Origin of the sequence: Gaetbulibacter aestuarii, assembly GCF_039537665.1 — a bacterium.
Taxonomy (GTDB): Bacteria; Bacteroidota; Bacteroidia; order Flavobacteriales; family Flavobacteriaceae; genus Gaetbulibacter_A; species Gaetbulibacter_A aestuarii.
The window spans coordinates 1873428-1896532 of record NZ_BAABAY010000001.1; the positions used below are offsets into that span (position 1 = coordinate 1873428).

Annotated in this window: 27 protein-coding genes and 2 tRNA genes; 9 read left to right on the forward strand and 20 right to left on the reverse strand. The window is 36.0% G+C overall.

What is annotated here, in order from left to right; all coding sequences use genetic code 11:
• Positions 1-8: 8 nt before the first annotated feature.
• The gene (locus ABD682_RS08460; protein WP_344740732.1) at positions 9-833 is read right to left on the reverse strand and encodes an ABC transporter permease; all 825 of its coding nucleotides are present in this window, start codon (positions 831-833) and stop codon (positions 9-11) included.
• A gap of 20 nt (positions 834-853) precedes the next feature.
• Positions 854-1750 carry an ABC transporter ATP-binding protein gene (locus ABD682_RS08465; RefSeq protein WP_344740734.1) on the reverse strand — a complete coding sequence of 299 codons (897 nt, stop codon included), beginning with the start codon at positions 1748-1750 and terminating at the stop codon, positions 854-856.
• A 289-nt stretch (positions 1751-2039) separates the two neighbouring features.
• Here ABD682_RS08465 and ABD682_RS08470 point away from each other — a divergent pair, with 289 nt between their 5' ends.
• Positions 2040-3101, forward strand: a complete 1062-nt coding sequence (locus tag ABD682_RS08470) for a hypothetical protein (protein WP_344740735.1) — start codon at positions 2040-2042, stop codon at positions 3099-3101.
• Between the two features lie 6 nt (positions 3102-3107).
• On the opposite strand, the gene ABD682_RS08475 is transcribed toward ABD682_RS08470, so the two are convergent.
• The 5 genes from ABD682_RS08475 to ABD682_RS08495 all read right to left on the reverse strand — a co-directional run bounded on the left by ABD682_RS08475 (position 3108) and on the right by ABD682_RS08495 (position 8006).
• A complete protein-coding gene (locus tag ABD682_RS08475) occupies positions 3108-3620 on the reverse strand; it encodes an IS1096 element passenger TnpR family protein (RefSeq protein ID WP_344740736.1) in 513 nt (170 codons plus the stop codon).
• 32 nt (positions 3621-3652) lie between these two features.
• The gene (locus ABD682_RS08480) at positions 3653-4678 is read right to left on the reverse strand and encodes a COX15/CtaA family protein (RefSeq protein ID WP_344740737.1); all 1026 of its coding nucleotides are present in this window, start codon (positions 4676-4678) and stop codon (positions 3653-3655) included.
• Positions 4679-4680: 2 nt separating this feature from the next.
• Positions 4681-6099: a CCA tRNA nucleotidyltransferase gene (locus ABD682_RS08485; protein ID WP_344740738.1), complete on the reverse strand. Its 1419-nt coding sequence runs from the start codon at positions 6097-6099 to the stop codon at positions 4681-4683.
• A gap of 174 nt (positions 6100-6273) precedes the next feature.
• Positions 6274-7206 (reverse strand): glycosyltransferase family 2 protein, encoded by a 933-nt coding sequence (locus tag ABD682_RS08490; protein ID WP_344740739.1) that lies wholly within the window; start codon positions 7204-7206, stop codon positions 6274-6276.
• A gap of 2 nt (positions 7207-7208) precedes the next feature.
• The gene (locus ABD682_RS08495) at positions 7209-8006 is read right to left on the reverse strand and encodes a glycosyltransferase family 2 protein (RefSeq protein ID WP_344740740.1); all 798 of its coding nucleotides are present in this window, start codon (positions 8004-8006) and stop codon (positions 7209-7211) included.
• A gap of 87 nt (positions 8007-8093) precedes the next feature.
• Between ABD682_RS08495 and ABD682_RS08500 the strand changes: the two genes are divergently transcribed.
• Together ABD682_RS08500 and ABD682_RS08505 are read left to right on the forward strand one after the other, a co-directional pair.
• Positions 8094-8762: a class I SAM-dependent methyltransferase gene (locus ABD682_RS08500; RefSeq protein WP_344740741.1), complete on the forward strand. Its 669-nt coding sequence runs from the start codon at positions 8094-8096 to the stop codon at positions 8760-8762.
• Positions 8737-9507: a Kdo domain containing protein gene (locus ABD682_RS08505; protein ID WP_344740743.1), complete on the forward strand. Its 771-nt coding sequence runs from the start codon at positions 8737-8739 to the stop codon at positions 9505-9507. The genes ABD682_RS08500 and ABD682_RS08505 overlap by 26 nt, the downstream gene beginning before the upstream one ends.
• Here the strand turns inward: ABD682_RS08505 and ABD682_RS08510 are convergent.
• From ABD682_RS08510 to ABD682_RS08520, 3 genes are read right to left on the reverse strand one after another with little or no spacing between them, the layout of a single operon-like run.
• A complete protein-coding gene (locus tag ABD682_RS08510) occupies positions 9504-10259 on the reverse strand; it encodes a glycosyltransferase family 2 protein (protein ID WP_344740744.1) in 756 nt (251 codons plus the stop codon). The two genes, ABD682_RS08505 and ABD682_RS08510, sit on opposite strands and share 4 nt — an antisense overlap.
• Entirely contained in the window at positions 10259-11305 is a 1047-nt protein-coding gene (locus ABD682_RS08515) for a glycosyltransferase family 9 protein (protein ID WP_344740745.1), read from the reverse strand. Before ABD682_RS08515 ends, ABD682_RS08510 begins: the two co-directional genes overlap by 1 nt.
• Entirely contained in the window at positions 11306-12121 is an 816-nt protein-coding gene (locus ABD682_RS08520; RefSeq protein ID WP_344740747.1) for a 2,3,4,5-tetrahydropyridine-2,6-dicarboxylate N-succinyltransferase, read from the reverse strand.
• A 279-nt stretch (positions 12122-12400) separates the two neighbouring features.
• On the opposite strand from ABD682_RS08520, the gene ABD682_RS08525 reads away from it, so the two are divergent.
• The 4 genes from ABD682_RS08525 (at position 12401) to ABD682_RS08540 (ending at position 14338) form a co-directional block, all read left to right on the forward strand.
• Positions 12401-12724 carry a hypothetical protein gene (locus ABD682_RS08525; protein WP_344740749.1) on the forward strand — a complete coding sequence of 108 codons (324 nt, stop codon included), beginning with the start codon at positions 12401-12403 and terminating at the stop codon, positions 12722-12724.
• An 84-nt stretch (positions 12725-12808) separates the two neighbouring features.
• Positions 12809-13219 carry a Holliday junction resolvase RuvX gene (ruvX, locus tag ABD682_RS08530; RefSeq protein ID WP_344740750.1) on the forward strand — a complete coding sequence of 137 codons (411 nt, stop codon included), beginning with the start codon at positions 12809-12811 and terminating at the stop codon, positions 13217-13219.
• A gap of 45 nt (positions 13220-13264) precedes the next feature.
• Entirely contained in the window at positions 13265-13855 is a 591-nt protein-coding gene (def, locus tag ABD682_RS08535; protein WP_344740751.1) for a peptide deformylase, read from the forward strand.
• Between the two features lie 54 nt (positions 13856-13909).
• Positions 13910-14338 carry a DUF5606 family protein gene (locus ABD682_RS08540; protein ID WP_344740752.1) on the forward strand — a complete coding sequence of 143 codons (429 nt, stop codon included), beginning with the start codon at positions 13910-13912 and terminating at the stop codon, positions 14336-14338.
• A gap of 32 nt (positions 14339-14370) precedes the next feature.
• Here the strand turns inward: ABD682_RS08540 and ABD682_RS08545 are convergent, their stop codons facing one another.
• The 7 genes from ABD682_RS08545 to ABD682_RS08575 all read right to left on the reverse strand — a co-directional run bounded on the left by ABD682_RS08545 (position 14371) and on the right by ABD682_RS08575 (position 19638).
• Positions 14371-15525 (reverse strand): lycopene cyclase family protein, encoded by a 1155-nt coding sequence (locus ABD682_RS08545; RefSeq protein WP_344740753.1) that lies wholly within the window; start codon positions 15523-15525, stop codon positions 14371-14373.
• Positions 15526-15540: 15 nt separating this feature from the next.
• Positions 15541-15990, reverse strand: coding sequence for a sterol desaturase family protein (locus tag ABD682_RS08550; RefSeq protein WP_344740754.1), 450 nt, complete (start codon positions 15988-15990; stop codon positions 15541-15543).
• A gap of 9 nt (positions 15991-15999) precedes the next feature.
• Positions 16000-16839 (reverse strand): phytoene/squalene synthase family protein, encoded by an 840-nt coding sequence (locus tag ABD682_RS08555; RefSeq protein WP_344740755.1) that lies wholly within the window; start codon positions 16837-16839, stop codon positions 16000-16002.
• Between the two features lie 3 nt (positions 16840-16842).
• The gene (locus tag ABD682_RS08560; protein ID WP_344740756.1) at positions 16843-18306 is read right to left on the reverse strand and encodes a phytoene desaturase family protein; all 1464 of its coding nucleotides are present in this window, start codon (positions 18304-18306) and stop codon (positions 16843-16845) included.
• Between the two features lie 34 nt (positions 18307-18340).
• Entirely contained in the window at positions 18341-19240 is a 900-nt protein-coding gene (locus ABD682_RS08565) for a MerR family transcriptional regulator (protein WP_344740758.1), read from the reverse strand.
• A 182-nt stretch (positions 19241-19422) separates the two neighbouring features.
• Positions 19423-19507, reverse strand: a tRNA-Leu gene (locus tag ABD682_RS08570).
• 58 nt (positions 19508-19565) lie between these two features.
• Positions 19566-19638 (reverse strand) — tRNA-Lys (locus tag ABD682_RS08575).
• Positions 19639-19772: 134 nt separating this feature from the next.
• Here ABD682_RS08575 and ABD682_RS08580 point away from each other — a divergent pair.
• Positions 19773-20297 (forward strand): shikimate kinase, encoded by a 525-nt coding sequence (locus ABD682_RS08580; RefSeq protein WP_344740760.1) that lies wholly within the window; start codon positions 19773-19775, stop codon positions 20295-20297.
• On the opposite strand, the gene ABD682_RS08585 is transcribed toward ABD682_RS08580, so the two are convergent.
• Both ABD682_RS08585 and ABD682_RS08590 read right to left on the reverse strand, forming a co-directional pair.
• Positions 20286-20789 (reverse strand): phosphoribosyltransferase family protein, encoded by a 504-nt coding sequence (locus ABD682_RS08585; protein WP_344740762.1) that lies wholly within the window; start codon positions 20787-20789, stop codon positions 20286-20288. The genes ABD682_RS08580 and ABD682_RS08585 overlap by 12 nt on opposite strands.
• Before the next feature lie 75 nt (positions 20790-20864).
• Entirely contained in the window at positions 20865-21248 is a 384-nt protein-coding gene (locus ABD682_RS08590) for an RNA-binding S4 domain-containing protein (protein ID WP_344740763.1), read from the reverse strand.
• 103 nt (positions 21249-21351) lie between these two features.
• On the opposite strand from ABD682_RS08590, the gene ABD682_RS08595 reads away from it, so the two are divergent.
• Complete coding sequence (locus tag ABD682_RS08595) at positions 21352-22326, forward strand: FKBP-type peptidyl-prolyl cis-trans isomerase (RefSeq protein ID WP_344740764.1); 975 nt, start codon at positions 21352-21354, stop codon at positions 22324-22326.
• Between the two features lie 72 nt (positions 22327-22398).
• Here ABD682_RS08595 and ABD682_RS08600 read toward each other — a convergent pair whose 3' ends face one another.
• Positions 22399-23037: an outer membrane beta-barrel protein gene (locus ABD682_RS08600; protein ID WP_344740766.1), complete on the reverse strand. Its 639-nt coding sequence runs from the start codon at positions 23035-23037 to the stop codon at positions 22399-22401.
• Positions 23038-23105: the final 68 nt, after the last annotated feature.

A 23105-nucleotide genomic window follows, 5' to 3' on the forward strand; every position in this document is an offset into this window, starting at 1 on the left:
CAAATATATCATAAATCCCGCTTTTTTAATAAAACAAAAGATAAAAATACAAATAATGCTGTCCAACCGAGCACTATAGCGATTTCATACCAATGTACGGCGTAATCGTAGGCCATAGCTGTTTTCTCCGGGAATTTGGTCATGGCGATCCGTTGAAATGGCTGATCGATGAGCTTGTACATGGATTTAAGTGGAAAGAAATTCTGAATCTTTTCCGCAATATCGACGTTGAATTTCCAGGTTATGATGCCGAAAATGATCCATTCTAAAAGGTATAATATGAATAGAAATGCCAGGGCAAAGGCAGAACGTTTTACAAGCATTCCGAAGAACAAACACAAACTGAAAAACCCAAGTAATTTTACAAAATAGGCGAGGAGAAAATCGGTTTGTCTGAAAATAATATTGAATTCTGTATAACTGGAATAGTATAAACCGATGCAAAGCGTAATCAAACCAATGAGTATGGTTGAGGCCAGAGAGAAAAATGCTATCGCATAGAATTTAGACAAAATAAACTCTTTCTTGCTCAAACCGTCGATCAGGTTTTGCTTCAAGGTTTTATTACTGTATTCGTTACCGATCATGCTCACAACAACAATCGCGAAAAAGAACTTGAACTGTGAGGCAAAAAAGGTTGTTAAATGCCAGATGATAGGAAAATTAAAAACACCTAATTCACCTAATTCCAGAGTAAATAAGCCAAAAACGTTTATTTTGATTGAGGATAAAAGGATAACACAAAAAGGTAATATAAAGGATACAAAAATGAGGATCTTACTGGTTCTGTTCAGTAATAATTTTTGTAATTCGAGTTGTAATAATCGGACCATGAACTTCGTTTTTTGATTGGTTAGTTGTTATCTGTGAGTTTCAGGAATTGTTCTTCCAGGCTTTCCTTACGCTGTACCAAATGACTTAATACAATGTTGTTTTTAAAGAGAAAGCTGTTTAACTCATCGGATTTCATTGGCTCGTTTAAAAAAGCGGTTATGAGATCGCCCTGGGTTTTTATGCTGCCGAAAGCTTTATTTTTTTCCAATAAGGCAATTAATTCTGTTTGTTGCGTTGTCTTTAATTCGAAGAAACCATGGCTGGAAACCATTTCATCTACGCGTCCGGAATACAGTTTTACACCTTTTCTAAGCACTACGACATGGCTGCACACTTTCTCAACCTCGTCTAATAAATGAGAGGCCAGCAGAATGGTTGTTCCTTGAGCTGCAATGTCTTTTATTATTTCGCGAATTTGATGAATGCCTTTGGGGTCTAAGCCATTTGTGGGCTCATCCAGAATAAGAATTTCAGGATCGTTGAGCAGGGCAGAAGCGATGGCTAAACGCTGCTTCATCCCTAATGAATAGGTTTGGAACTTATGATGTTTGCGATCAAAAAGATCAACAATTTCCAGCTTTTCTTTAATCTTGCTTGTATCAACACCTTTGATCTTGCATACTAATTTCAGGTTTTCATAACCCGTCATGTACGGATAAAAATTTGGGCGCTCGATGATAGCGCCTACTTTCTTTAGGGCATCGTGTGTTGTGGTGTTTCCATCGAACCATTTGAAGTTCCCTGCCGTTTTATTAACTACATTGAGAACAACTCCGAGGGTTGTGGATTTTCCACTTCCGTTTGGTCCTAGAATACCGTAAACGTTGCCTTTATTGATGGTGAATGATAAATCGCTTACTGCGGTGAGCGAGCCGTATTTTTTAGTAAGATGCTCGAGCGTTAAAATGGGTTCCAAGCTTCGTGTTTTTGTAGATGCATGGTTTAGAATACATCCTGGTTAGTTTATAAATGTACGACGACCGTTTTAAAAATTTGTTACATTGTATGGCATCGTTTGATTTGAGCAAGTCTTTTAAATTTTATTGGGAAGCCGCGTTAGGGATAGTAGTGGAAAGCCCGCAGCGCTTAGCGCGAGGACTTGTAGCGGATAGCCCGACCGCCGCCTTTTTTGGCGGGGGTAACGCCAAAAAAAATAATAGGAGGATTCGTTATAAAAGTAGTATTTTTGAGTAACTGCAGTGTGTATGGAAGATTTAAAGATTTCGAAGAAAAAGCCATCGTTTCCGATTACGAATAAATTACATGATTATTTGTCTGAATATAATCGGGATATGAAAATCCCTATTTTTTATGATGATCTGTTGCGTTTTCAGGGCTCGGTGGTGGTGTATGACAAGGAGGATAATGATACGCTTTGGGTGCGGGTTTATTACAATGAGTTTGAGCGTGAGGAGATTGAATTATCGTTAAAGAAAGTTTACACGATCCTGCATTCTGACGGGAATGAGAATACGATCCCGTTCTTGAATGTGGACGCGATAGACTATTGTACGTTTGGTAATTCGAAGCCATTTCGGATCAAGATCCGGAATATTTTAAATGATAATTACACCTATTTTTATGTGAAATCGGCAGATTCTTCTCGTGTGTATGGTTTAGAATTAGAGCACATGTTATCGCCTTATAATTTAAATTTTTTGGTGTATAAGAATACACTTATCGAGGAACATATTGCTGGAATTCCGGGGGATGAGTTTATAAAATCGTTCTTGCCGAAATGTGATAAATCGGAAAAGATGCAAATAGCCAAGGAGTTTGTGAAGTTTAATGAGCGATGTATGATCCGGCTTTTAGGCGATATGCGATCTTATAATTATGTGATTGTTCCGACGCACGATTTTGATCATGTGGTTTATAAAATACGCGCCATTGATTTTGATCAGCAGTGTTATGAAGGGAAATTCAATATTTACAGACCTCAATTTTTCAAGGAGAATGTAAAAATGGTGGAATTGGTTCAGGAATGTTTTCAACGCCTTTCTATCGATCAATATAAAATTGAGGAGCGCTCAATTTTAGTTAAACGCTTAAAGAGTTTTCATGACAGGATCGATGAGTTATTGGCTTGTATGCGGGCGGATTCTATCTCAAAAGAAGCGCATATTACCATGCTCAAGATGAAAATTTACGAATACACCAATGATGTTAAGTTTAAACGCTCTAAAAATATGGGTGATATTTTGAAATATTCCCTGGCGTTCTTAACACGAAACTATGAAAATGTTAAGCCGGAAAATTTAATGTAATACCGGTTAATTCCAGTTTTCATCGAAATCCAGATCGTCGTAATCACCTAAAAGATTATTGTCGAAACCATCTAAATCATTAAGGTTTTCTGCCTCAAAGTTTTTTTCAGGTGCCGAATCCGGTATTTGCCCGTGAACGTACATCAGGTTTGGGTAATCTGTGCCTTCGGCTTCTTCAACGATCTCAGCTAGTTCCACGTAGAAAGTCCACATGCTTAGGAAGTCGTAAACATAAATGAGTTTGGTTTGGCTTTCATCAACTACGCTGCTGAGTTCGGTTTCATTCATTAAACGCGGTGATTCGTTGCCTTCCCCAACATCGAACATGGAGATTTCTTCACCTTGTTCCCATTCGTCATTAGATACATAGAACGAGGCCATTTCTAAACCATCGAAGCCAAAGGATTGGGTTATGGCATTGTGCAAATCTTCGAGAGTATCGGTTTCACGGATCTCAAGATCACGGAAAATATCCTCGTCGGTATCATTGTCAAGAACCACTCTGAATCTGTAAATCATTTCGCTAATTAATTTGGGTACAAAGATACAATTTATGTTGTGATTACCGATGGCTTTTGGCTTTCTAATCGTATGTAGAATTGCACCCCGATCAGTATGGTGGCGATCACGATATGAATGGGCTGTGAGGCCACTGGAAAATCAAAATAGAACATCGCGATCCCTGTAGAAATTTCAGCAAAAATGCAGAGCATTATCCAGTTCAATTTGGAATGTCCAAGGTTTAAACGACGATTCCTTAAAAAGAGCCAACTATTTATTAAAAGCACTAATATGGATAAAGAACGATGGACGTAGAATTGAAGCGTTGGATTTTCCAACCACAGACTTTTTACATAGCCCACATTCTTAATTTGTTCATCTACATATTGGCGCACCTGGGTTCCGAGGATGATCTGGATAAAGGTAAGAACGATAGCTATAGTTACTACAGTGTTGAAACGCTTGTTGAATTTTTGATGGGTTTTCTCTGGTTTTGAAATGTATAATAAGTATAGGATGAGAAAGACAATTACAATAGCCATGGCCATGTGAATGGTTATTTTAAAAGGTGCCAGGTTAGAATCGACAACCGTTTTACCAAGCCAGGCCTGAAAACCCATACCAAATACGGTAAGTAATGATAGGATAACATAGCGTTTCTTTTCGCGCCAGAGCCAGAAAGACATTACAGTAAAAATTAAAATAGGAATTCCGGAAAGTGCTCCAATCAAGCGATTCACATATTCAACCCAGGTTTGTACCGGGTTGAAAATAGCATAGTCGTGTTTGGTATAGGTATCCCAATGGTCCAGATTAAGGGTGTCTTTTGACGTAAAATCTGATTTGGCGACTTTAAGAGTTTCGTCAACAATTATGACCACATTTTTTTTATAGAAATGGTTGGGTTTGAATTGCAATTCTGAAATATGGGTGGGCGGTACATAATAGCCAAAACATTTGGGCCAATCCGGGCAGCCCATACCGGAACCAGTCATCCTTACTACGGCGCCAGCCACAATCACAAGATACACCATAACCAAGGCGATCTTTGCTGTTTTTCTGAATCGTTTTTTCATTTTTAGTTCTTTGAACTTAAACCTAATTTTTCGCCAGTTTTTAGCATAAGTTGGTAAGCAGCCTCATGCTCATTTGGAATTTCGCCTTCTAAAATGGCCTCTTTGATAGTTTCCTTGATCACTCCAATCTCACGAGAAGGTTTTAGATCAAAGGTTTTCATGATTTCTTCACCTGAAATAGGCGGTTGGAAATTTCTAACATGGTCGCGAGCCTCCACTTCTTCAATTTTCTCACGGACAATTTTAAAATTGTTGCGGTATTTTTTGAATTTTTTCGGATTCTTTGTTGTGATGTCTGCTTCGCACAAGGTCATGAGGTCATCCACATGATCTCCGGCATCAAAAATTAAGCGCCTTACGGCGGAATCAGTTACAATATCCTGTGCCAAAACGATAGGTCGTGAACTCATCAAAACCATTTTTTGAACGAATTTCATTTTATCATTCAATGGCATTTTTAAGCGTTTGAATAAACGAAATACCATCTTAGAACCTTCAAATTCATGACCATGGAATGTCCATCCTACTTTCTTGCTAAATTTTTTTGTGGGAGCTTTTCCTATATCGTGAAGCAGCGCTGCCCAACGTAACCATAAATTATCAGTATTTTCGGAAATGTTGTCTACAACTTCTAAAGTGTGATAAAAGTTGTCTTTATGCCGTTGCCCTTCGATCTCATCGATACCTTTCAGGGCTGTTAATTCCGGTAAAATGCGTTTAAGTAATTTGGTTTTTTCAAGAATCAGGAAACCAACGGAGGGTTTTTTACTTTCCAGAATCTTATTGAGCTCTACCACAATACGCTCTTTGGTAATGATATCAATGCGATGCGCATTTTTAGTGATTGCTTTTAGGGACGCATCCTCAATGGTGAAATGTAATTGAGCAGCAAATCTTATGGCACGTAACATTCGCAGCGGATCGTCGCTGTAGGTAATATCCGGATCTAAAGGTGTTCTAATGCATTTGTTTTTCAAATCTTCAACACCATTGAAGGGATCCAGAAGATCGCCATAGGTGTCCGGATTCAAACTTAGAGCCAGAGCATTTATAGTAAAATCTCTTCGGTTTTGGTCGTCTTCCAATGTTCCGGGATTAACAGCCGGGTTTCTACTATCTTCTGTATAGGATTCCTTTCGTGCTCCAACAAATTCAATATCGGCATCTTGATATTTCAGCATGGCCGTTCCGTATGTTTTAAATATCTGGACTTTTGGTTTATCAGGGAGGTTTTTCGAAACTTCTCTCGCCAGAGCAATGCCATCGCCAACACAAACGATATCAATATCTTTTTTTTCAGAGCGATTTAAAAGATAATCTCTTACGAAACCACCAATAACATAAGTGTCAACATGTAATGCTTTTGCCGATTTGGAAATGATCTCAAAAATTGGATTGTGTAATGCTGCTTTATGGTTCATGTTATTTCTTATCCCAACCGGTACCTTTCTATACCGTTAAAAGTTTACCGGGTCATGCTGCTTGTTTAAATTCGGCTTGAATTAAAACCGGTTTAAAAATTTCGTCCTGCAAATTTACAATATGAAATACAGCTTTTAAAGTATCAAGCGTATTTTATTTATTTGCTTTAAACCTTATGAAATTCTCTGAATTTTTTGTTTGTGTTTAAGCGACATGCTTAAAGGAGCTCCTTTGATCAAGGCGAAAAAAAGCGGCCAGTGTTTTGGTTTTACCAGACTGCTGAAGAAATATTTTAGTTGCAAATAAAAACGTATGATCCAATATGAAATCATTCCGTAATGTTTGCGAGTAAGATACAAAAGAGAGATTTTTAGTTCGATCTTTAGGGCAATCGATTTCGGTGTACTAGCACCATGAAAATGTATGAAGCGTCCGCTAGGAACTAACCAGGCAGACTTTTTGTTTTTGGCAAGCCGTTTACAAATATCGGTTTCCTCGTAATAAAGAAAAATATTCGTATCGAAACCGCCAACCTGATCAAAATCTGTAGTTCTGAAAAACATAAAACTTCCAGCTACAAATTGACCCCGTTGTGGTTTTGCGTATAATTTTTTTCTTTCCGGATATGTTTTTTGATTCAGGAATTCAAGGATATTTCTTCCAAATAATTCACGAAGTGGTGAGGCGAAATGGTCGATGGTCGGTAAAATACTGTGATCTTCTTTAAAGGCTTGAGGCCCGCAAACACCAGCATTTTCATGATTATCCATAAATTCTTTAAGGGCACTTAAACAGTCATTTTCAAATATAACATCGTTGTTTATGAAGGCTAAATAATTACCGGTGGCCTGCTGCGCACCAATCATGTTACCGGCTCCAAATCCGGTGTTTATCTGGCTTCTAATGAGTTTTATATTGATCTTATTTGAAATACTATCAATATAGTTTTTTAAGAGAAAATAATTTTTGGTCTCAGAAGCATTATCAACGATAATAAACTCGCAATCCAAATCAGACGGTGTGTGTTTCAATATGGAGGCAATGCAATCTATGGTATAGTTTGCGGTGTTGTAATTGATAATAATGATGGAAATATCGCAAGCCATAATTATAAATATTGATCTACGCCTTTTTCAATGTAAGTTACTTTTTTATTTGTAGTTTCCTTTTCAATTAATTCATTTATTTCAATATGGCTTTTATCTTGTTCTTTGTGATAAATATGATAGGCTAAACCTGAAAACTTCAGTCGCTTTCCTTTTACTCCAATATTAAGTAGTCGTTGGATCATCTCACTATCATCGATACCCCAGCCCACTAAATTTTCATTAAAACCATTCACTTTAATAAAATCAGAACGCCAGAACGACATATTGCACCCCCGAAGTTTCGAGGAGCGTTTGTCTTCTTCTTTATAAAGATTACTTAAAAAGGGAATGCGTAGAGTACGTCCCCGTTTTTTAATGCCTTTTGAGAAAAAGTGAAATTTCGTTTGTTTTGTTTTGAATAGTTTCGGTAATAATGATTCCTGAATATTCACGCGACTACCGTACAAAAACGCATTGAGTTGAGATAATCGCAAATGATCCTTTACAAAATCTTTATGCATGATGATATCGCCATCAATTTCAATAATATAGTCGTATTGAGCTTTAGCGATCGCTTTATTCATTATTGCCGGTTTGCGGTTTTTGAGATCTTCATGCCAAATATGAATTAGAGGTATCGGAAAATCTTTTTTAAACTCTTCGATAAGGGCTTTTGTGTCTTCTCGCGAACCATCATCAGCAACAATAACTTCATTTGGCAATACCGACTGGTTTTTAACACTGAGTAATAAAAGCTCCAGAGCCTGCGGCCAATTGTAGGTGGGTGTTACTAATGTACTGGTTGGGAAGGGTTGCATAGGTATTATTTTATGTTGCAAAATAAGGTTTTTTATTAAAAATGACTTTATGTGATGTTGCTCTTTTAAATTTTATATTTTTGGAACATGGACTACGACAACAAACCGCAAGGGTATTATGACAACATTCGTTCTGAAATGTTGCAGTTTTTGCCACCTGATGCCCAATGCGTTTTGGATGTTGGTTGCGGAAACGGTGCATTTGCTCTGGTTATTAAAAAGCAAAATGATGCTGAGGTTTGGGGTATAGAATTTACGGAAGGTCCGGGAAATGAGGCTAAAGATGTCCTGGATCAGGTTTTTGTAGGGAGGTGTGAAGACTACATGGATGATTTACCCGAAAATTATTTTGATGCCATTTATTTTAATGATGTTTTGGAACATTTGGTTGACCCTTATGAGGTATTAAAACGTGTAAAAAGTAAATTAAAACCGGAGGGTGTTATTATTAGTTCTATACCCAACGTAAGGCATTTTAATACGTTTAAAAGGGTGCTATTTAATAAAGACTGGCGTTACGAAGATTACGGTGTTATGGACCGAACCCATTTACGGTTTTTCACCAAAAAAAGTATCCGACGCATGTATGAAGATTTGGGTTACAACGTTTTAATCCACAAGGGGATCAACCGAAGTAAATCCATCAAGCCCTACTTGTTCTATGCGTTAACGCTTTTTACACAATTAGATATGCAGTATGTGCAATTTGCTACGGTAGTAAAAAAAACTCATGATACGCTCGAAGAAAATTCATAAAAAGTATGCCGATCTGGAAGCTGATATCGATGCTATTATTCAAAATTTTGAAACGGCAGGTAAGGCTTTTGGAAACCAGGATAGGAATACCTTGAAGGAATTCCGGTTGGGGTATCAGGAAGTAATCGTAAAATCATTTCGTGTTCCCAATATTATCAATCAGATTGCCTATAAATTCTTTCGAAAAAGTAAAGCGGAGCGATCCTATACTTATGCCAATAAACTTAAAGAACTTGGTGTTGGAACTCCGGATCCCATAGCTTTTTATGAATTTGAAACGCTTTTTTTATTCAAAAATAGTTATTACCTCAGTGTTCATGTGGAGGCCGACCTTACCTACAGAGCATTGACTACTAATCTGAATTACCCGAATCACGAAGCAATTTTACGAGCGTTTACCAGATTTACGTTTGATCTACATGAAAAGGAGATTCATTTTTTGGATCATTCACCCGGGAACACACTCATTAAAATAAATAAGGATTCATATGATTTTTATTTAGTTGATTTGAACCGCATGTCGTTTGGTAATCTGGATTTAGAAACACGGATCAAGAATTTTGCACGATTAACCATTCATAAATCTATGGTTGAAATAATGAGTGATGAATATGCGAAATGTATCGGAGAACCTTTTGAGAAAGTATTTCAGTTAATGTGGCAGCAAACAGAAGCCTTTCAAGCTAAATATCACCGCAAACAACGTTTAAAAAAACGATTGAAGTTTTGGAAGAAATATGATTAACGTCTGTTTTTTCTGAGTAACCAAAGTTTAACATAGCGCATAAATACAACATAAGCTTGCATATAGCCAATAGTAAATCCTACGAAGCCATCTCTGAAACCACCCTGAATAATATAGTGCTTAAAAAACCCCCAAAAAGGTTTTACAACAACATGATAGGGTGTTATTGATTTGGTTTTTTTATCATAATCCTGAGCTTGTAACCAAGCATAGCGATTCATTTTATCTACGTAAGCATCAAATGAGGTGTATGTATTGTGATTTAATTTGTGCTTTAATTCACTAACAGTTCCATTCGCAATAATTTCTTCGTGTACCTTTTTATCCTCGTAGATACATAAATCACGCTTAAAAAGCCGGATTACTTTATCATTACGCCAGCCACTGTAATGTACCTGTTTTCCCATAAAATGGTTATTTCTGCCAATCCAATAGGCAACGATATCAGGATTTGGATTTTTGAGGATATTTTGAATTTCTAATTTGAGATCATTTGTAACGCGTTCGTCAGCATCAATCAGCAAAATCCACTCATGTTTGGCTTGTGGAATAGCCCAGTTTTTTTGAGCTGAAAAGTAATCGAATTTGCGTTGAATAACGCGCGATGCCTTTTCAAGAGCTTTTTCATAAGTGCCATCCGTGCTGAAACTATCTACTACCAAAATTTCATCAGCAAAATCCACAGAGGCTATGGCATCTTCGATGTTGTGAATTTCATTTCCGGTTGGTATTAAGGCCGTGAGTTTATTCATTATTTGGATGCGGTTAAAAAGCGTTTTAAAGCGTCAGTAAAATACGAAGGTTTGAAAACATGGTACATGGATTTAACTTCTTTTTTCAATTTTTTACCCTCTGCTTTTTCAAATAATTGAGGTTTGAAATCTTTTAAATGAACAGCAACATGTTCGGTTTCATTTTCAAAGAATCCCCAGGTTTCTTTAGTGATCCATGGTGAAAATATAGCAAAAGTTTTTACATCCAGCGCTTTAGCCATATTTATAGCTCCACCTTCATTACCTATTAAGGCTGTGCAATGTTTTGTGATCGCCAGAAAATCCCTCAGATTATTTCCAAAGATATCTAAATGAATATGGGCCTTTGAAGATTCCTTACATAATTCATAAACCATGTTGGCTTCTTCTTTTTGGTTTGGCATATAATTGAATAGTACCTGTCCATTGGTTTCCGCAACAACCTGATCTATGACCTTAGCCATATAGGGTAGTGGATAGGTTTTATTTTCGCCACTTCCTAAAACGCTTATCATATACAACGGTTTTTTCAAATCGATACCCTGCTTTTCCAAATAGGTTTTTTGCGTTTTGATTTCTTCCGGTCTCAGATATATTTTTGGCTTAATAATATCGGATTCCATACCTAAAACCGATAATAGCTGTAGGCGATTTACCAATGCCAATTGGTTACCATGAGTTTTTCGCTTAATGTTATGAGAATAAAATAAGGTAGAATAATGTTTGAAATAAGATATCCGGGTTTTAGCTTTGGAAAGCGCAGTTATTATATTACTTGAAAGCTTGGAATAAACATCAATTACCACATCATAATTTTGATGTCTTATTTGAAACGCGAATTTTAAAAGTGCGCCAATACGCCGTTCTTTTTCAGTAAAAAAAATAAATTCATCAATAAAAGGATTGTTCTCTACCACCGGGAAAGTGGATTTATTGATAAGGTAATGAAGTTGCGCTTTTGGGTATTTCTGGCGGAGTGCCTCAAACAAAATACTGCTTGTAAGCACATCGCCAATCATTTTTTGTTGTATTACTAAAATTTTCACCTACACAGCTACATCATGCTCACGAAGCGCGTCGTTAAGCGATGTTTTTTTGTTCGTACTTTCTTTTCGCTTTCCTATAATTAAGGCACAAGGGACATTGTAATCTCCCGCAGGGAAAGATTTTGAATAACTTCCAGGGATCACAACTGAGCGTGCAGGGACAACACCTTTCATTTCAACCGGTTTATCACCGGTAACATCTATAATTTTAGTACTCATGGTAAGTACAACACCGGCACCAAGAACAGCTTCAGTTTCCACACGAACGCCTTCAACCACGATACATCGTGAACCAACAAATACATTGTCTTCAATAATTACAGGAGCAGCTTGTAAAGGTTCTAAAACCCCACCAATGCCAACACCTCCGGATAAATGCACATTTTTACCTATCTGCGCACAACTTCCAACTGTTGCCCAGGTGTCAACCATAGTCCCTTCATCAACATAAGCTCCGATATTAATATAACTTGGCATCATGATCACACCTCTGGAAATGTAAGCTCCATGTCTTGAAATAGCATGGGGTACCACACGAATACCTTTTTCAGCATAACCTGTTTTTAATGGCATTTTATCGTGAAATTCCATGGGGCCACATTCTATGGTTTGCATTTTTTGAATCGGGAAATAAAGTACAACAGCCTTTTTAACCCACTCGTTTACTTGCCAACCATCGGAAGTTGGTTCAGCAACACGTAAGGTCCCTTTATCTAGTTGGTCAATTACACTTCTTATCGCTTTTTGGGTACTTTCTTGTTGTAATAGATCGCGGTTTTCCCAGGCTTGTTCTATTGTATTTCTCAGTTCTGTCATGATTGTCATTAATTTTGAGCAAATATAATAGCTATCCCTGAAACTTACAGAATTATACGCTAGTTAATTACATGTAAATATCAGTTTTTCGAAATTCCGTATATCGAAGCAATTTAACAGATGATGGAGGTTTTTTGAAGACTTTAATTCTGTTTACACTTTTAGTCCAAATACCGTGCATTTCATCGATAAAAAAAATGACAAATACCTGTAACACCCTATTATTGTTGTTATTACAGATGGACGTGATTTTTGTGAATTACAACTAATTTTTTGGGAATGAACTTTAATTGGAAACTATATTTGTTTCAAATTACCAAAGCAGTGAAAACAAAATTATACATAGCCCTCATTTTAATATTAAGTGTATCTGTTGCACAAGCACAGTCAGAGGATCATAAAAACCCTGTTCCAGTTGCTAATTCAACAGAAATAAACACAACCTCTAATGTTGGGAACGATCTAATTAGTCCTTCTGAACTTAAGGAATCTATCGCAAGAACAAATAGTGATATTCGTATTTACTTTAATAGAGTGCGTGTAAAGAAAGTGGAAAATATAAAATTATTATTTCCTAAAATCCATTTAGACAAAAAAGCTTAAACCAAGTACAAATAAGTTATATTCCAAAAAGGCTATCTTCATGATAGCCTTTTTTATTTGTATTTTTGAGCTAAATTAAATTTTATGCCACGTATTTTAGCCATTGATTACGGAACCAAACGCACAGGTATAGCTATAACGGACGAACTTCAGATAATTGCCTCGGGATTAACTACTGTGAACACGAAAGAATTATTAGACTTCCTTTCTGATTACCTGGCTAAGGAGGAAGTTTCTCTAATTCTTGTTGGTGAGCCTAAACAAATGAATAATACGGCATCTGAAAGTGAAATTTATATTGAAGCTTTCTTAAAAAAATTAGATAAGAAATTTCCAAATATTCCTGTAGAGCGGGTTGATGAGCGGTTTACTTCGAAAATGGCATTTCAATCGATGATCGATAGCGGCTTGAAAAAAAAGCAACGTAAAAATAAAGCGCTAGTTGACGAAATTTCTGCAACCTTGATCCTGCAGAGTTATTTATATTCAAAATAGTGGCGATTAGCCTTAAGAATTGTATTTTTGCAAAAAATAAATGCCATGATTTTACCTATAGTCGCTTATGGCGATCCCGTATTAAAAGTAAAAGCAAAAGATATTCCGGAGGATTACCCGAAATTAAACGAACTTATTGCTAATATGTTCGAGACTATGTATAATGCTTATGGTGTTGGATTGGCGGCGCCTCAAATAGGTTTGCCAATTCGAATGTTTTTGGTGGATACCTCACCTTTTGCTGATGACGAAGAATTAACTGAAGAAGAGCAAAAGGAACTAAAGGATTTTAAAAAGATATTTATTAATGCTCATATTATTGAAGAAGAAGGGGAGGAATGGGCCTTTAATGAAGGATGTTTGAGTATTCCTGATGTTCGTGAAGATGTTTACCGTCAGCCAAAAATCACCATGACTTATCAGGATGAAAATTTTAATACCTATACCGAAACTTTTGAAGGTTTAATCGCTCGCGTTATTCAGCATGAATACGATCATATTGATGGTATTTTGTTTACGGATAAGCTATCTAGTTTTAAAAAGCGACTTCTTAAAAGTAGACTAAATAACATTTCAAAAGGCAAAATAAACGTAGATTACAAAATGCGTTTTCCTAACCAAAAAAAGAGACGATAATATTTGCAATAACGCCATAATCAAAAGATATTTGTGCGCTTAAAAAACTAAGTTATGAGTTTAGAAAAAGTGTTGTCAATTTCCGGAAAACCCGGATTGTATAAGCTGATTACCCAAACACGTGGTGGCTTTATCGCAGAATCTTTGGTAGATAAAAAACGCTTATCGGTAGGGATTCAGCAAAATGTAAGTATCTTAAGTGATATTGCGATTTATACCCTTACGGAAGAAGTGCCGTTAGCTGAGGTTTTTAAAAAAATGCAATCTAAGGAAAAAGGCAAAAAAGCTTCTGTAAGTCCGAAAGATCCTAAAATAAAACTGGAAGAATACTTTTTTGATGTGTTGCCTGAATATGATGAAGATCGTGTTTATGCCAGCGATATTAAAAAAGTGATCCAGTGGTATAATTTGTTGGTTGAGCACAATTTACTAGAAGATACGCTTGATGTAGAAAAAGAAACCGTAAAAGACGAAGAAGAATAAGATTAAAAAGGCCTCACTTAAAGTGAGGTTTTTTATTGAAATAAGGTTTTGAAAAATGCCTTTATAAATGGCCAGGAAATTAGGGATAAAATAATGTTCATATCTTCCATTAAAGTGGATTCTTCATCTAAAAATCGAAACATATGTACTGTTTTGTTCTTAGCGTAAAACTGTTTGAAGATCCATTCCCCTTTCGCATTATCGTCCTTTAATACCCTTAAAAATACTTTGTCGTAAAATCTATAGCGTTTGCGAAAAAGGTTCAATGCTGTGGGTTTTCCATTTTTAAGATTTGAAATAATTTGCTGTACTTTTTTTTCTGTGTGTTTGAATGAATAACCACTCGAAGGCTTCACCCAGCCTCCAGCCGTTCCTATCTTTATTACTTTTCTTGTATTAAATTTTTCAAAAGGGAAAGTACTCATAGGAATCTTTCCGGTCTCGGTTTCCACGATAGTGTAATTCTCAATTTTTAAGTAATTGGTGATATAATTTGTAATGAAACTATCGTAAACGGCTTCCTCTACAAGGTGTTCTGTAAAATACGTGAATTCTACCAGAGCTTCCTGTTCACTGTAGGGTAACACGTAGGTAAAGGTGGTTTGTTCTCCATCCTTAAGGCGGTAATCCATCATGGTTAATTGACCCTTGTCAAAAACCGGTTGGTTCGTTTTAATAACATATCCTTTGAAGTGTTGCATAACTTCGGGAATGTCTTTTTTATTTTGGAGGAAAGCTTCGGGTATACGACTATCAAACACCAAATCGGCGCTGTAATTATTTGATTTTCCTTTAATTTTTACGAGATCTGCTTCTTCAAAAACAGAGGTAACTTCATCTAAAATGAATTGAATATTGGAATGCTCCTCAAGAACTTCCTTACTGTAATTGTAAAAATCAAGGGATCGTATGGATTTATAATTGTAGGGATTAAGGTCTAAGTTAATTTTTTCATCACAGGCAAATACTACGGCCTTGTTCCAGCTTTGATACGATAACACATCCCAAACTGAAGTTCCGGTTTCCCAAAAACTCCAGGTTTTATCATTGGTATCCTTTTTGGAAGGGTCGATAAGCCCTATTGATTTTTTTGAAAAAAATGGATCTTTTGAAAAAGCAAGGGCAAGCTGTAAACCGGCAAGACCATTTCCAATAATGATATAGTCGAAATGGTTATTACCCACCATATTTGATCTACAATTCTATTTTTTGAAGTATTTAAAAGGAACGAACAACATTCCGAAGCATTCACCATCATCTTTACCTAAATGTTTGTGGTGAATCTTATGAGCACGTCTTACACCACGGGCATACCAGTTATTGGCATTTCTGAACATTTTAAAACGCTGGTGAATGAATATGTCGTGAACCAAAAAATACGAAAGTCCGTATGCAAAAATGCCTATTCCTATAGGTAATCCTGCCCAGAACCCTTCATATTTCCAAAGTAGAAAGCACGTGATACTTACCACGGCATAAAAGATGAAAAAGGCATCATTACGCTCAAACCAGCTGTCGTGATCTTTATGATGGTGATCCTTATGCAAGCTCCATAAAAAACCATGCATGATATACTTATGCGTAAACCAGGCCATAAATTCCATGAAACAATAAGTTCCTAAAAATATTAGAATCCAATATAAAGTATCCATAAAGTTATTTTACATCAAATTTAATTGATATTTAACATAGCTGCGCATTAAAAGTTCAACTTTTTTAGGATTAGAAACTCTAATACGCGAATTTTTTATTTTTAATGCCGGTGTTTTTTTGAGCTTATTCAATAATTGACTATAATAACGATATGCCATAAAAACACCAAATTTAGCTTCAATAGGTAGTTTTCTGATGCCGCTCAAACCCATTTCGAAATCTCGTTCAATATCTAAAATAATTTCTTCTTTTGATTTTTCGTCCAGATTACAAAGATCTGTATTCGGAAAATAGGTTCTATTCAAACCTTCATAGTCGGCTTTAAGATCTCTTAGGAAATTCACTTTTTGAAACGCAGAGCCCAGGGCCATAGCCGTATCTTTTAATTCATCATATTTTTCCTGATCGCCATTTACAAACACTTTCAAACACATCAAACCAACAACATCGGCAGAACCATATATGTATTTTTTGAATTCTTCATCAGACAAATATTCAGTTTTATGTAAGTCCATGCGCATACTATTCATAAAAGCATCTACCAAATGTTTATCGATGTTGTATTTATGATAGGTATATTGAAATGAGTTTAAAATAGGGTTTAAACTGATGCGATCTCTTAACGCAAACTCAAGATCATCGGTGAAGCGCTTAAAAAGATCTTCCTTATCGAAATTATGAAAGGAATCCACAATTTCATCAGCAAATCTTACAAAACCATAGATGTTGTAAATATCATTTCTAATGGATTTATACAACATTTTTGTAGCCAATGAAAATGAGGTGCTGTAACGCTTTGTTACAACTTTACTGCATTGGTATGAAACGGTGTCGAAAAGATCTTTCATAAACTAACTATGGTATTTGGTTACTAATTCTGATACCAGTTTTCCTGAAATTAACGACGGTGGTACACCAGGACCAGGAACCGTTAATTGACCAGTGAAAAATAGATTTTTTACTTTTTTGCTCTTTAATTTGGGTCTTAAAAAAGCAGTTTGTAATAATGTATTGGCCATGCCGTAAGCATTTCCTTTGTATGAATTATAGTCATTAATAAAATCATTCACACAGAAGGACTCCTTAAATATAACATGATTTTTCACATTTTGCGTTGTTAAATTTTCAAAACGTGTTATTATTTTTTCAAAATAGGTTTCTCTTAGGGCTTCAGAATCCTCAATTCCTGGCGCCAGAGGAATCAAAAAAATTCCGGCTTCTTTACCTTCAGGAGCAGATGCTTCATCCGTTTTACTTGGGAAACTTGCGTAAAATAATGGATTTTCCGGCCACTTGGGGTCATCGTAAATGGCCTCCGCATGCGTATCAAAATCCACATCAAAAAATAAGGTGTGATGGTTTACATTTTTCAGAGGTTTATCAAATCCAACATAGAAAAGTAGGGAAGAGGGAGCAAAGGTTTTGTTGCTCCAATAGCGTTCTGAGTATTGTCTGTTCTCTTTTTCAAGCAAGGTTTCCGTGTGATGATAATCGGCACCACTTAAAACCACATCGGAATAATGCTCCTTTCCATTAACAACAAGGCCTTTAGCTTTTCCGTCTTCAACAATAATATGATCGACAGGTGCATCGGTATGGATTTCAACACCCAATTCTTTAGCTAATTTCTCCATGGCTAAAATAACCTGATACATGCCTTTTTTAGGATGAAAAGTGCCCAATCCAAAATCGGCATAATTCATAAAACTGTAAAATGAGGGTGTATCACTTGGTTTAGCTCCTAAAAATAAAACGGGAAATTCTAAGATCTTAACAAGACGTTCATTTTTGAAAGCTTTGCGAACATCTTTTTTGATGGTGCTGAAAAATTGGTTGAGTTTTTTTATGGTTGCCGGCGTTACCAGCTCAAGGGGGGATAAACCGGGATTGTATACCAGGTCCTTTATTGCAATATCATAATTGCTTTTGGCTTCGTCAATAAATTTTTGAAGTTTCTCTGAGCTTTCAGGTTCTTCATTTTCAAATGCCGTTTTAATCTTCGCTAGAGTATCTTCAATGGTAATAAAATCATTTTTGCCAAAATAAACACTGTATGCAGGATTCAGTTTTTCAAGGGTGTAATAATCAGAAGGCTTTTTGTCAAAATCAGAAAAAAAACGCTCAAAAACATCGGGCATCCAGTACCAGGTTGGACCAATATCGAAGGTAAATCCATCTTTCTTAAGTTGTCTGGCCCGACCACCAATCGTACTATTTTTTTCAAAAATTTGTACCGTATAACCTGCTTTTGCCAAATAACAGGAAGCAGCTAGAGATGAAAATCCGGAACCTATAATATTAACCGTTGCGCTCATTAGTTTTGGGAAATTATTTTAATCCTAAATTTCATTAAAAGGCTTTAACTAGCTTTTCAATAGAATCGTAAGTAGCAACGTTTTTAGGTAATTTTAAGTCTTTAACTTCGGCGAGTTTCGGCCCTAAGATCATAAATTTGGTATTTTCTTTTAGTAAAAGCGTACTATCGAACTCAGCAATGTATTCCGGTATTTTTTCAACCTCAGGATACACGGTAAAATAGGATATAAAAGTTATTTCATTAAAAAACTCATGCAGATCTACCAAGCTATCCATAGGAACACTAGAACCAAGAAAAATGGTATGATACCCTTTACTTCTAAGTTCATAGTTTAAAAAGAGCAGGCCTATATCATGAATTTCATGATCGGGCAGGAATAAGATGCACGTTTTACTTTCCGGCTTAGGTTCGAGTGATTGTATACGCTCTATGTTCAATAAGATTTTTTGCTTGATGTGAACCGATACAAAGTGCTCATGGGCCGGTGTAATGGTGTTGGTTTGCCATAGCAGACCAATCTCATTTAAAAGCGGTAAGAACACCGTATAGAAAATATCACTGAATGTTTTTGTTTCAATGAGGTTTTTATAGGTATTGTAAAATAGTACTTGATCGAAATTGATCATTGCCATTTTTAAAGCATTAATGGCGTGGTCTTCAACTTTAGCTCTGGAAGCTATTTCACGAACTTTAATGGGAATTTCTTCTTCTTTTAACTTAGCGATCTTTGAAATTTTTAACCCGTTGTTATTTAGGTAAGAAATATTTAACAGCTTTTGGAAGCTGCTTAGGTTATAATTTCTGATGTTTGTATCTGTTCTATCCGGGCTGAGTAAATTGTAGCGTTTCTCCCATATTCTTATCGTGTGCGCCTTGATTCCTGTTAAATTTTCAAGGTCTTTGATACTGAAATTAACCTGAATATTGTTCATCTATTTCCATTTTTTCTTAAACAAAAGTACAACTATTTATTTAGAAAACAACATTAATTTAGAATAAAAAAAATAATAATATTTCTGTTGAGACCTTTACAGTACTGATATCAGGGGAAAATCACCTACTTATCAGAGGTAAATGAAAAAGTTGAACAAATTTCGAGTGGAATTTTTTAAAGTGCGCACGAGAAGATTCGAACTTCCACATCCTAAACGGATACTGGCCCCTCAAGCCAGCGCGTCTACCAATTCCGCCACGTGCGCATTTAAAAAGAAGGGTATAAAAATAAAAAAAGTTAAGCATAATACTTAACTTTTTTTGTGACCGGGCTGGGGCTCGAACCCAGGACCCTCTCCTTAAAAGGGAGATGCTCTACCAACTGAGCTACCCGGTCATTGCTAGACAACTAGCGGAATGCGGGTGCAAATATAAAATGTTTAATCAATAAAACAATGCTTTTTTAAAAGATTTTTTCGTTTTTTTGCAGCACCATTTCGTAAGCTTTGATTATCAAAATATAGCGCTTATATGATTGTAGTTTTAATAGGATATATGGCCTCTGGTAAGTCGGTAATAGGTAAAGTTTTAGCTGAAAACTTAAACTATGGCTTTATTGATTTGGATGATTTTATTGAGGAAAAAGAACAAAAAACGATTTCGGATATCTTTAAATTGAATGGTGAAATTCGTTTCAGGAAACTCGAATCGCATTATTTGCAAGCGCTTTTATCTACTGAAGATAATCTGGTTTTATCGCTTGGAGGGGGCACGCCATGTTATGGTGATAACATGAAAATGTTGCTGGATTCAGATCAAGTTAAGACGGTTTATCTCAGGGCTTCTGTTAACACCTTGGTTAACCGTTTAAAAAATGAAAAAAGCAAACGTCCTTTAATAGCACACATCGTATCAGAAGATGATCTGATTGAATTTGTTGCAAAGCACCTTTTTGAAAGACGGCAATTCTATGAGCAAGCCGAAGTGGGCATAACTACTGATAACAAAAGTGTAGGAGCAATTTCTAACGAAATTTCAGAATTCTTAAACCAATAAAGCTTCGTAGGGTTTTTTATCAATTTGGACTTCAATGTGTTCGTGAAGTGAAGTGGATAATGACAAACCTTTAAAATCAGCCTTAATAGGATATTTTTTGTGATTTCGGTTTACCAAAACAGCTGTTTTGAATTGTTTCAGCGGGACATTTAAAAAATGTTTCACGCCATAAATGAGGGTTGTTCCTGAATTTAAAACATCGTCAATCAGAATCAGGGATTTGTTGGCGTATTCCGATTCTGAAATAGAAGTACTAACGGGGCCTTGTGGTTCTTTCTTGTTGATAATTACTTTGCAAAGAACCGGGTTTATTGGAGAAATTTTTTGGAGTACAGCTTTAAGTTTTTTAGCTAATATGTATCCATTCTTATCTATACCTGCAAGAATTATTTCAGTTTCTTCAACATTGCTTTCATAAATTTGAAAAGCAATACGTCTTATCTTATAATTGATCTCTCGCTCATTTAGAATGACGTTATTTTTTACAAGCATAATTACCGAAGTTTAATTTCCTTTTGTAAAATTAACTAATTTATTTGGTTCAGGATTGATAGATTTTTAATGGTTTCATAATTCATCTTCAAATCCATCATTTTTATATTCATCAATATCACGGCGATCTTTTTTTGTGGGTCTGCCGGTTCCTTTTTTACGGTAGTAATCTTTTGAATATTTCAACAATTCCTGAGCCTCAAACTGCTCCTTAGGTGTTTTATCTGTTCGATAAATATCTACAAGTTTGGCGCCAACCCGGTTATCGGGAATATCGTTTACAATGAGTTTATAATTTATTTGGTTCTTTCGAACCTCTATGGTATCCTGGGGGTATACCTCACGACTCGGTTTTACGGTGTCGTTATTAACTTTAATATGGCCCTTCTTGCAAGCCGTGGTAGCCAAAGACCGAGTTTTGTAATAGCGTATACACCACAAATATTTATCAATCCGCATATAATTATTCTAAAAACTACGTTAATGTTTTTGTGCAGGAATACTTTAATATTGTATCTTGCGACCTCAAAAATAAGCAATAACTTAGAATTACTTGTGCTGTATGAAAATTGGAAAATTTAGTTTACTTTTCATTATATTAACCTCAATCGTTCTTTCTTGTAGTAAAAATAACAACAATGCTACTGCAGCTCCGGTTTTACGTGATCGTACTGAACAACAAGCTGAGGATGACATTATATTGGAGGATTATTTGAGCAGCTATTATTATAACTCTGCTGATCTTCAAGCCAATCCAAATCCAAGTATGAAAGATCTAGTGATTACGGCTCTACCCGCCGATGGTGTGCTGCCGGATCCGGATAAAAATACCTTATTAATAGATGCCGTTGAAACACATACCACTACGTTTTCTGATACAGAATACAAGTATTATGTTCTTAAAATTGCTCAAGGCGGTGGAGAAAAAGCACCTCACTTTTGCGATCAGGTTCGTGTACTCTATCAAGGTTTTCTACCAAATGATGATAATAAGGTCTTCGATGAATCGCCAAATCCTACAGATTTTTATTTAATTGGTGACGGCGTTAATACTCAAGGTGTTATTACCGGTTGGCGTAAGGTTTTAACTGAATTTAATATGGCAGCTTCGTACACCGACAATGGTGATGGAACGGTAACATACACAAATCCTGGTGTTGGAGCCATGTTTTTACCATCTGGTCTGGCTTATTTTTCTGAATACACGAGCAATATTCCTCCTTATGCTGTTTTAGCATTTAAATTTGATCTACTGGAAACCTCTGTCATGGATCATGATAATGACGGTGTACCTTCTTATTTGGAAGATTTAAACAGTGATAACGAATTTGTCGTGGATTACGAAAATAGAGATAGTACAACCGATGACGACACCGATGGTGATGGAACTCCGGATTTTCTTGATGCAGATGATGATGGTGATGGGGTTTTAACGATTAATGAAGACACTAATAACGATGGTGATCCCACCAACGATATAGGAGCCAATGGTATTCCAAAATATCTGGATGCCACCGAAACGGCTTCAAATAAGTAAATATTTATTTAACATTAGAACATAAAAAAACCTCGCAATCGCGAGGTTTTTTATGTTTCAACATTAGTGATGTTACAAGATCAGAGATAAACTTAAAATTAACTGATCTGGTCGCGTGTCAATTCTACTCGGACTCGTTGTACCAATGCTCTGAACAAATGTCGCCTCATTTTTACTGAAACCACGCTCGTATCTGAGGTCGATACCCAATTTGTCAATATTTAATCCAATACCGAAATTCAATCCAACTGTAAAGTCATTTTTAACATCATTGATAGTAATACCATCAAACTTGGTGTTTAGGATATATTGAAAAGCAGGACCGGCAAAAACACTCACAGGACCTATCACTTTGGCGCCAACTAAAACAGGCAAATCCAGTTTTTGCATTTTAAAATCACCATCATTGTAGTCACTTTTCGTATTGGTGTAAACAAATTCCGGTTTTAAATAAACCTGACTTCCTATCTTACCAAAAACACCAATATGATATCCTATGTTTTTGTCCGGATTCTGTGCATTGGCACTGATAGATGAGAAATACTTTCCGTTACCGTTGTAGTTTAATCCGGCTCGAATTCCTAAACCTGTAGCAGCTTGCGCATGCGATTTCATCGGGATGGCTACCGCTAATAAAAAGGCGAAAAGGAATGCACCTGTAAGCCATGTTTTGTTTTTTGAAGTGATTGTTTGATTTTTAATAATTCTCATAATGTTCGTTTTTAAAGATTTTGCTAACCAACACAAAAACGTTGCCAAATCAAAATTATTTCTGAATC

Excerpts from the sequence above, each read along its gene's own strand:
- ABD682_RS08500 (WP_344740741.1), top strand. The coding sequence starts at position 8,094 with ATGGACTACGACAACAAACCGCAAGGGTATTATGACAACATTCGTTCT.
- ABD682_RS08545 (WP_344740753.1), bottom strand. The coding sequence starts at position 15,525 with ATGGTGGGTAATAACCATTTCGACTATATCATTATTGGAAATGGTCTT.
- ABD682_RS08585 (WP_344740762.1), bottom strand. The coding sequence starts at position 20,789 with ATGCTTGTAAAAAATAACGTCATTCTAAATGAGCGAGAGATCAATTAT.
- ABD682_RS08555 (WP_344740755.1), bottom strand. The coding sequence starts at position 16,839 with ATGAAAGATCTTTTCGACACCGTTTCATACCAATGCAGTAAAGTTGTA.
- ABD682_RS08595 (WP_344740764.1), top strand. The coding sequence starts at position 21,352 with ATGAAAATTGGAAAATTTAGTTTACTTTTCATTATATTAACCTCAATC.
- ABD682_RS08565 (WP_344740758.1), bottom strand. The coding sequence starts at position 19,240 with ATGAACAATATTCAGGTTAATTTCAGTATCAAAGACCTTGAAAATTTA.
- def (WP_344740751.1), top strand. The coding sequence starts at position 13,265 with ATGATTTTACCTATAGTCGCTTATGGCGATCCCGTATTAAAAGTAAAA.
- ABD682_RS08495 (WP_344740740.1), bottom strand. The coding sequence starts at position 8,006 with ATGCAACCCTTCCCAACCAGTACATTAGTAACACCCACCTACAATTGG.
- ABD682_RS08510 (WP_344740744.1), bottom strand. The coding sequence starts at position 10,259 with ATGAATAAACTCACGGCCTTAATACCAACCGGAAATGAAATTCACAAC.
- ABD682_RS08475 (WP_344740736.1), bottom strand. The coding sequence starts at position 3,620 with ATGATTTACAGATTCAGAGTGGTTCTTGACAATGATACCGACGAGGAT.
- ABD682_RS08520 (WP_344740747.1), bottom strand. The coding sequence starts at position 12,121 with ATGACAGAACTGAGAAATACAATAGAACAAGCCTGGGAAAACCGCGAT.
- ABD682_RS08560 (WP_344740756.1), bottom strand. The coding sequence starts at position 18,306 with ATGAGCGCAACGGTTAATATTATAGGTTCCGGATTTTCATCTCTAGCT.
- ABD682_RS08590 (WP_344740763.1), bottom strand. The coding sequence starts at position 21,248 with ATGCGGATTGATAAATATTTGTGGTGTATACGCTATTACAAAACTCGG.
- ABD682_RS08485 (WP_344740738.1), bottom strand. The coding sequence starts at position 6,099 with ATGAACCATAAAGCAGCATTACACAATCCAATTTTTGAGATCATTTCC.
- ruvX (WP_344740750.1), top strand. The coding sequence starts at position 12,809 with ATGCCACGTATTTTAGCCATTGATTACGGAACCAAACGCACAGGTATA.
- ABD682_RS08490 (WP_344740739.1), bottom strand. The coding sequence starts at position 7,206 with ATGGCTTGCGATATTTCCATCATTATTATCAATTACAACACCGCAAAC.
- ABD682_RS08580 (WP_344740760.1), top strand. The coding sequence starts at position 19,773 with ATGATTGTAGTTTTAATAGGATATATGGCCTCTGGTAAGTCGGTAATA.
- ABD682_RS08480 (WP_344740737.1), bottom strand. The coding sequence starts at position 4,678 with ATGAAAAAACGATTCAGAAAAACAGCAAAGATCGCCTTGGTTATGGTG.
- ABD682_RS08525 (WP_344740749.1), top strand. The coding sequence starts at position 12,401 with ATGAACTTTAATTGGAAACTATATTTGTTTCAAATTACCAAAGCAGTG.
- ABD682_RS08470 (WP_344740735.1), top strand. The coding sequence starts at position 2,040 with ATGGAAGATTTAAAGATTTCGAAGAAAAAGCCATCGTTTCCGATTACG.
- ABD682_RS08540 (WP_344740752.1), top strand. The coding sequence starts at position 13,910 with ATGAGTTTAGAAAAAGTGTTGTCAATTTCCGGAAAACCCGGATTGTAT.
- ABD682_RS08600 (WP_344740766.1), bottom strand. The coding sequence starts at position 23,037 with ATGAGAATTATTAAAAATCAAACAATCACTTCAAAAAACAAAACATGG.
- ABD682_RS08505 (WP_344740743.1), top strand. The coding sequence starts at position 8,737 with ATGATACGCTCGAAGAAAATTCATAAAAAGTATGCCGATCTGGAAGCT.
- ABD682_RS08550 (WP_344740754.1), bottom strand. The coding sequence starts at position 15,990 with ATGGATACTTTATATTGGATTCTAATATTTTTAGGAACTTATTGTTTC.
- ABD682_RS08460 (WP_344740732.1), bottom strand. The coding sequence starts at position 833 with ATGGTCCGATTATTACAACTCGAATTACAAAAATTATTACTGAACAGA.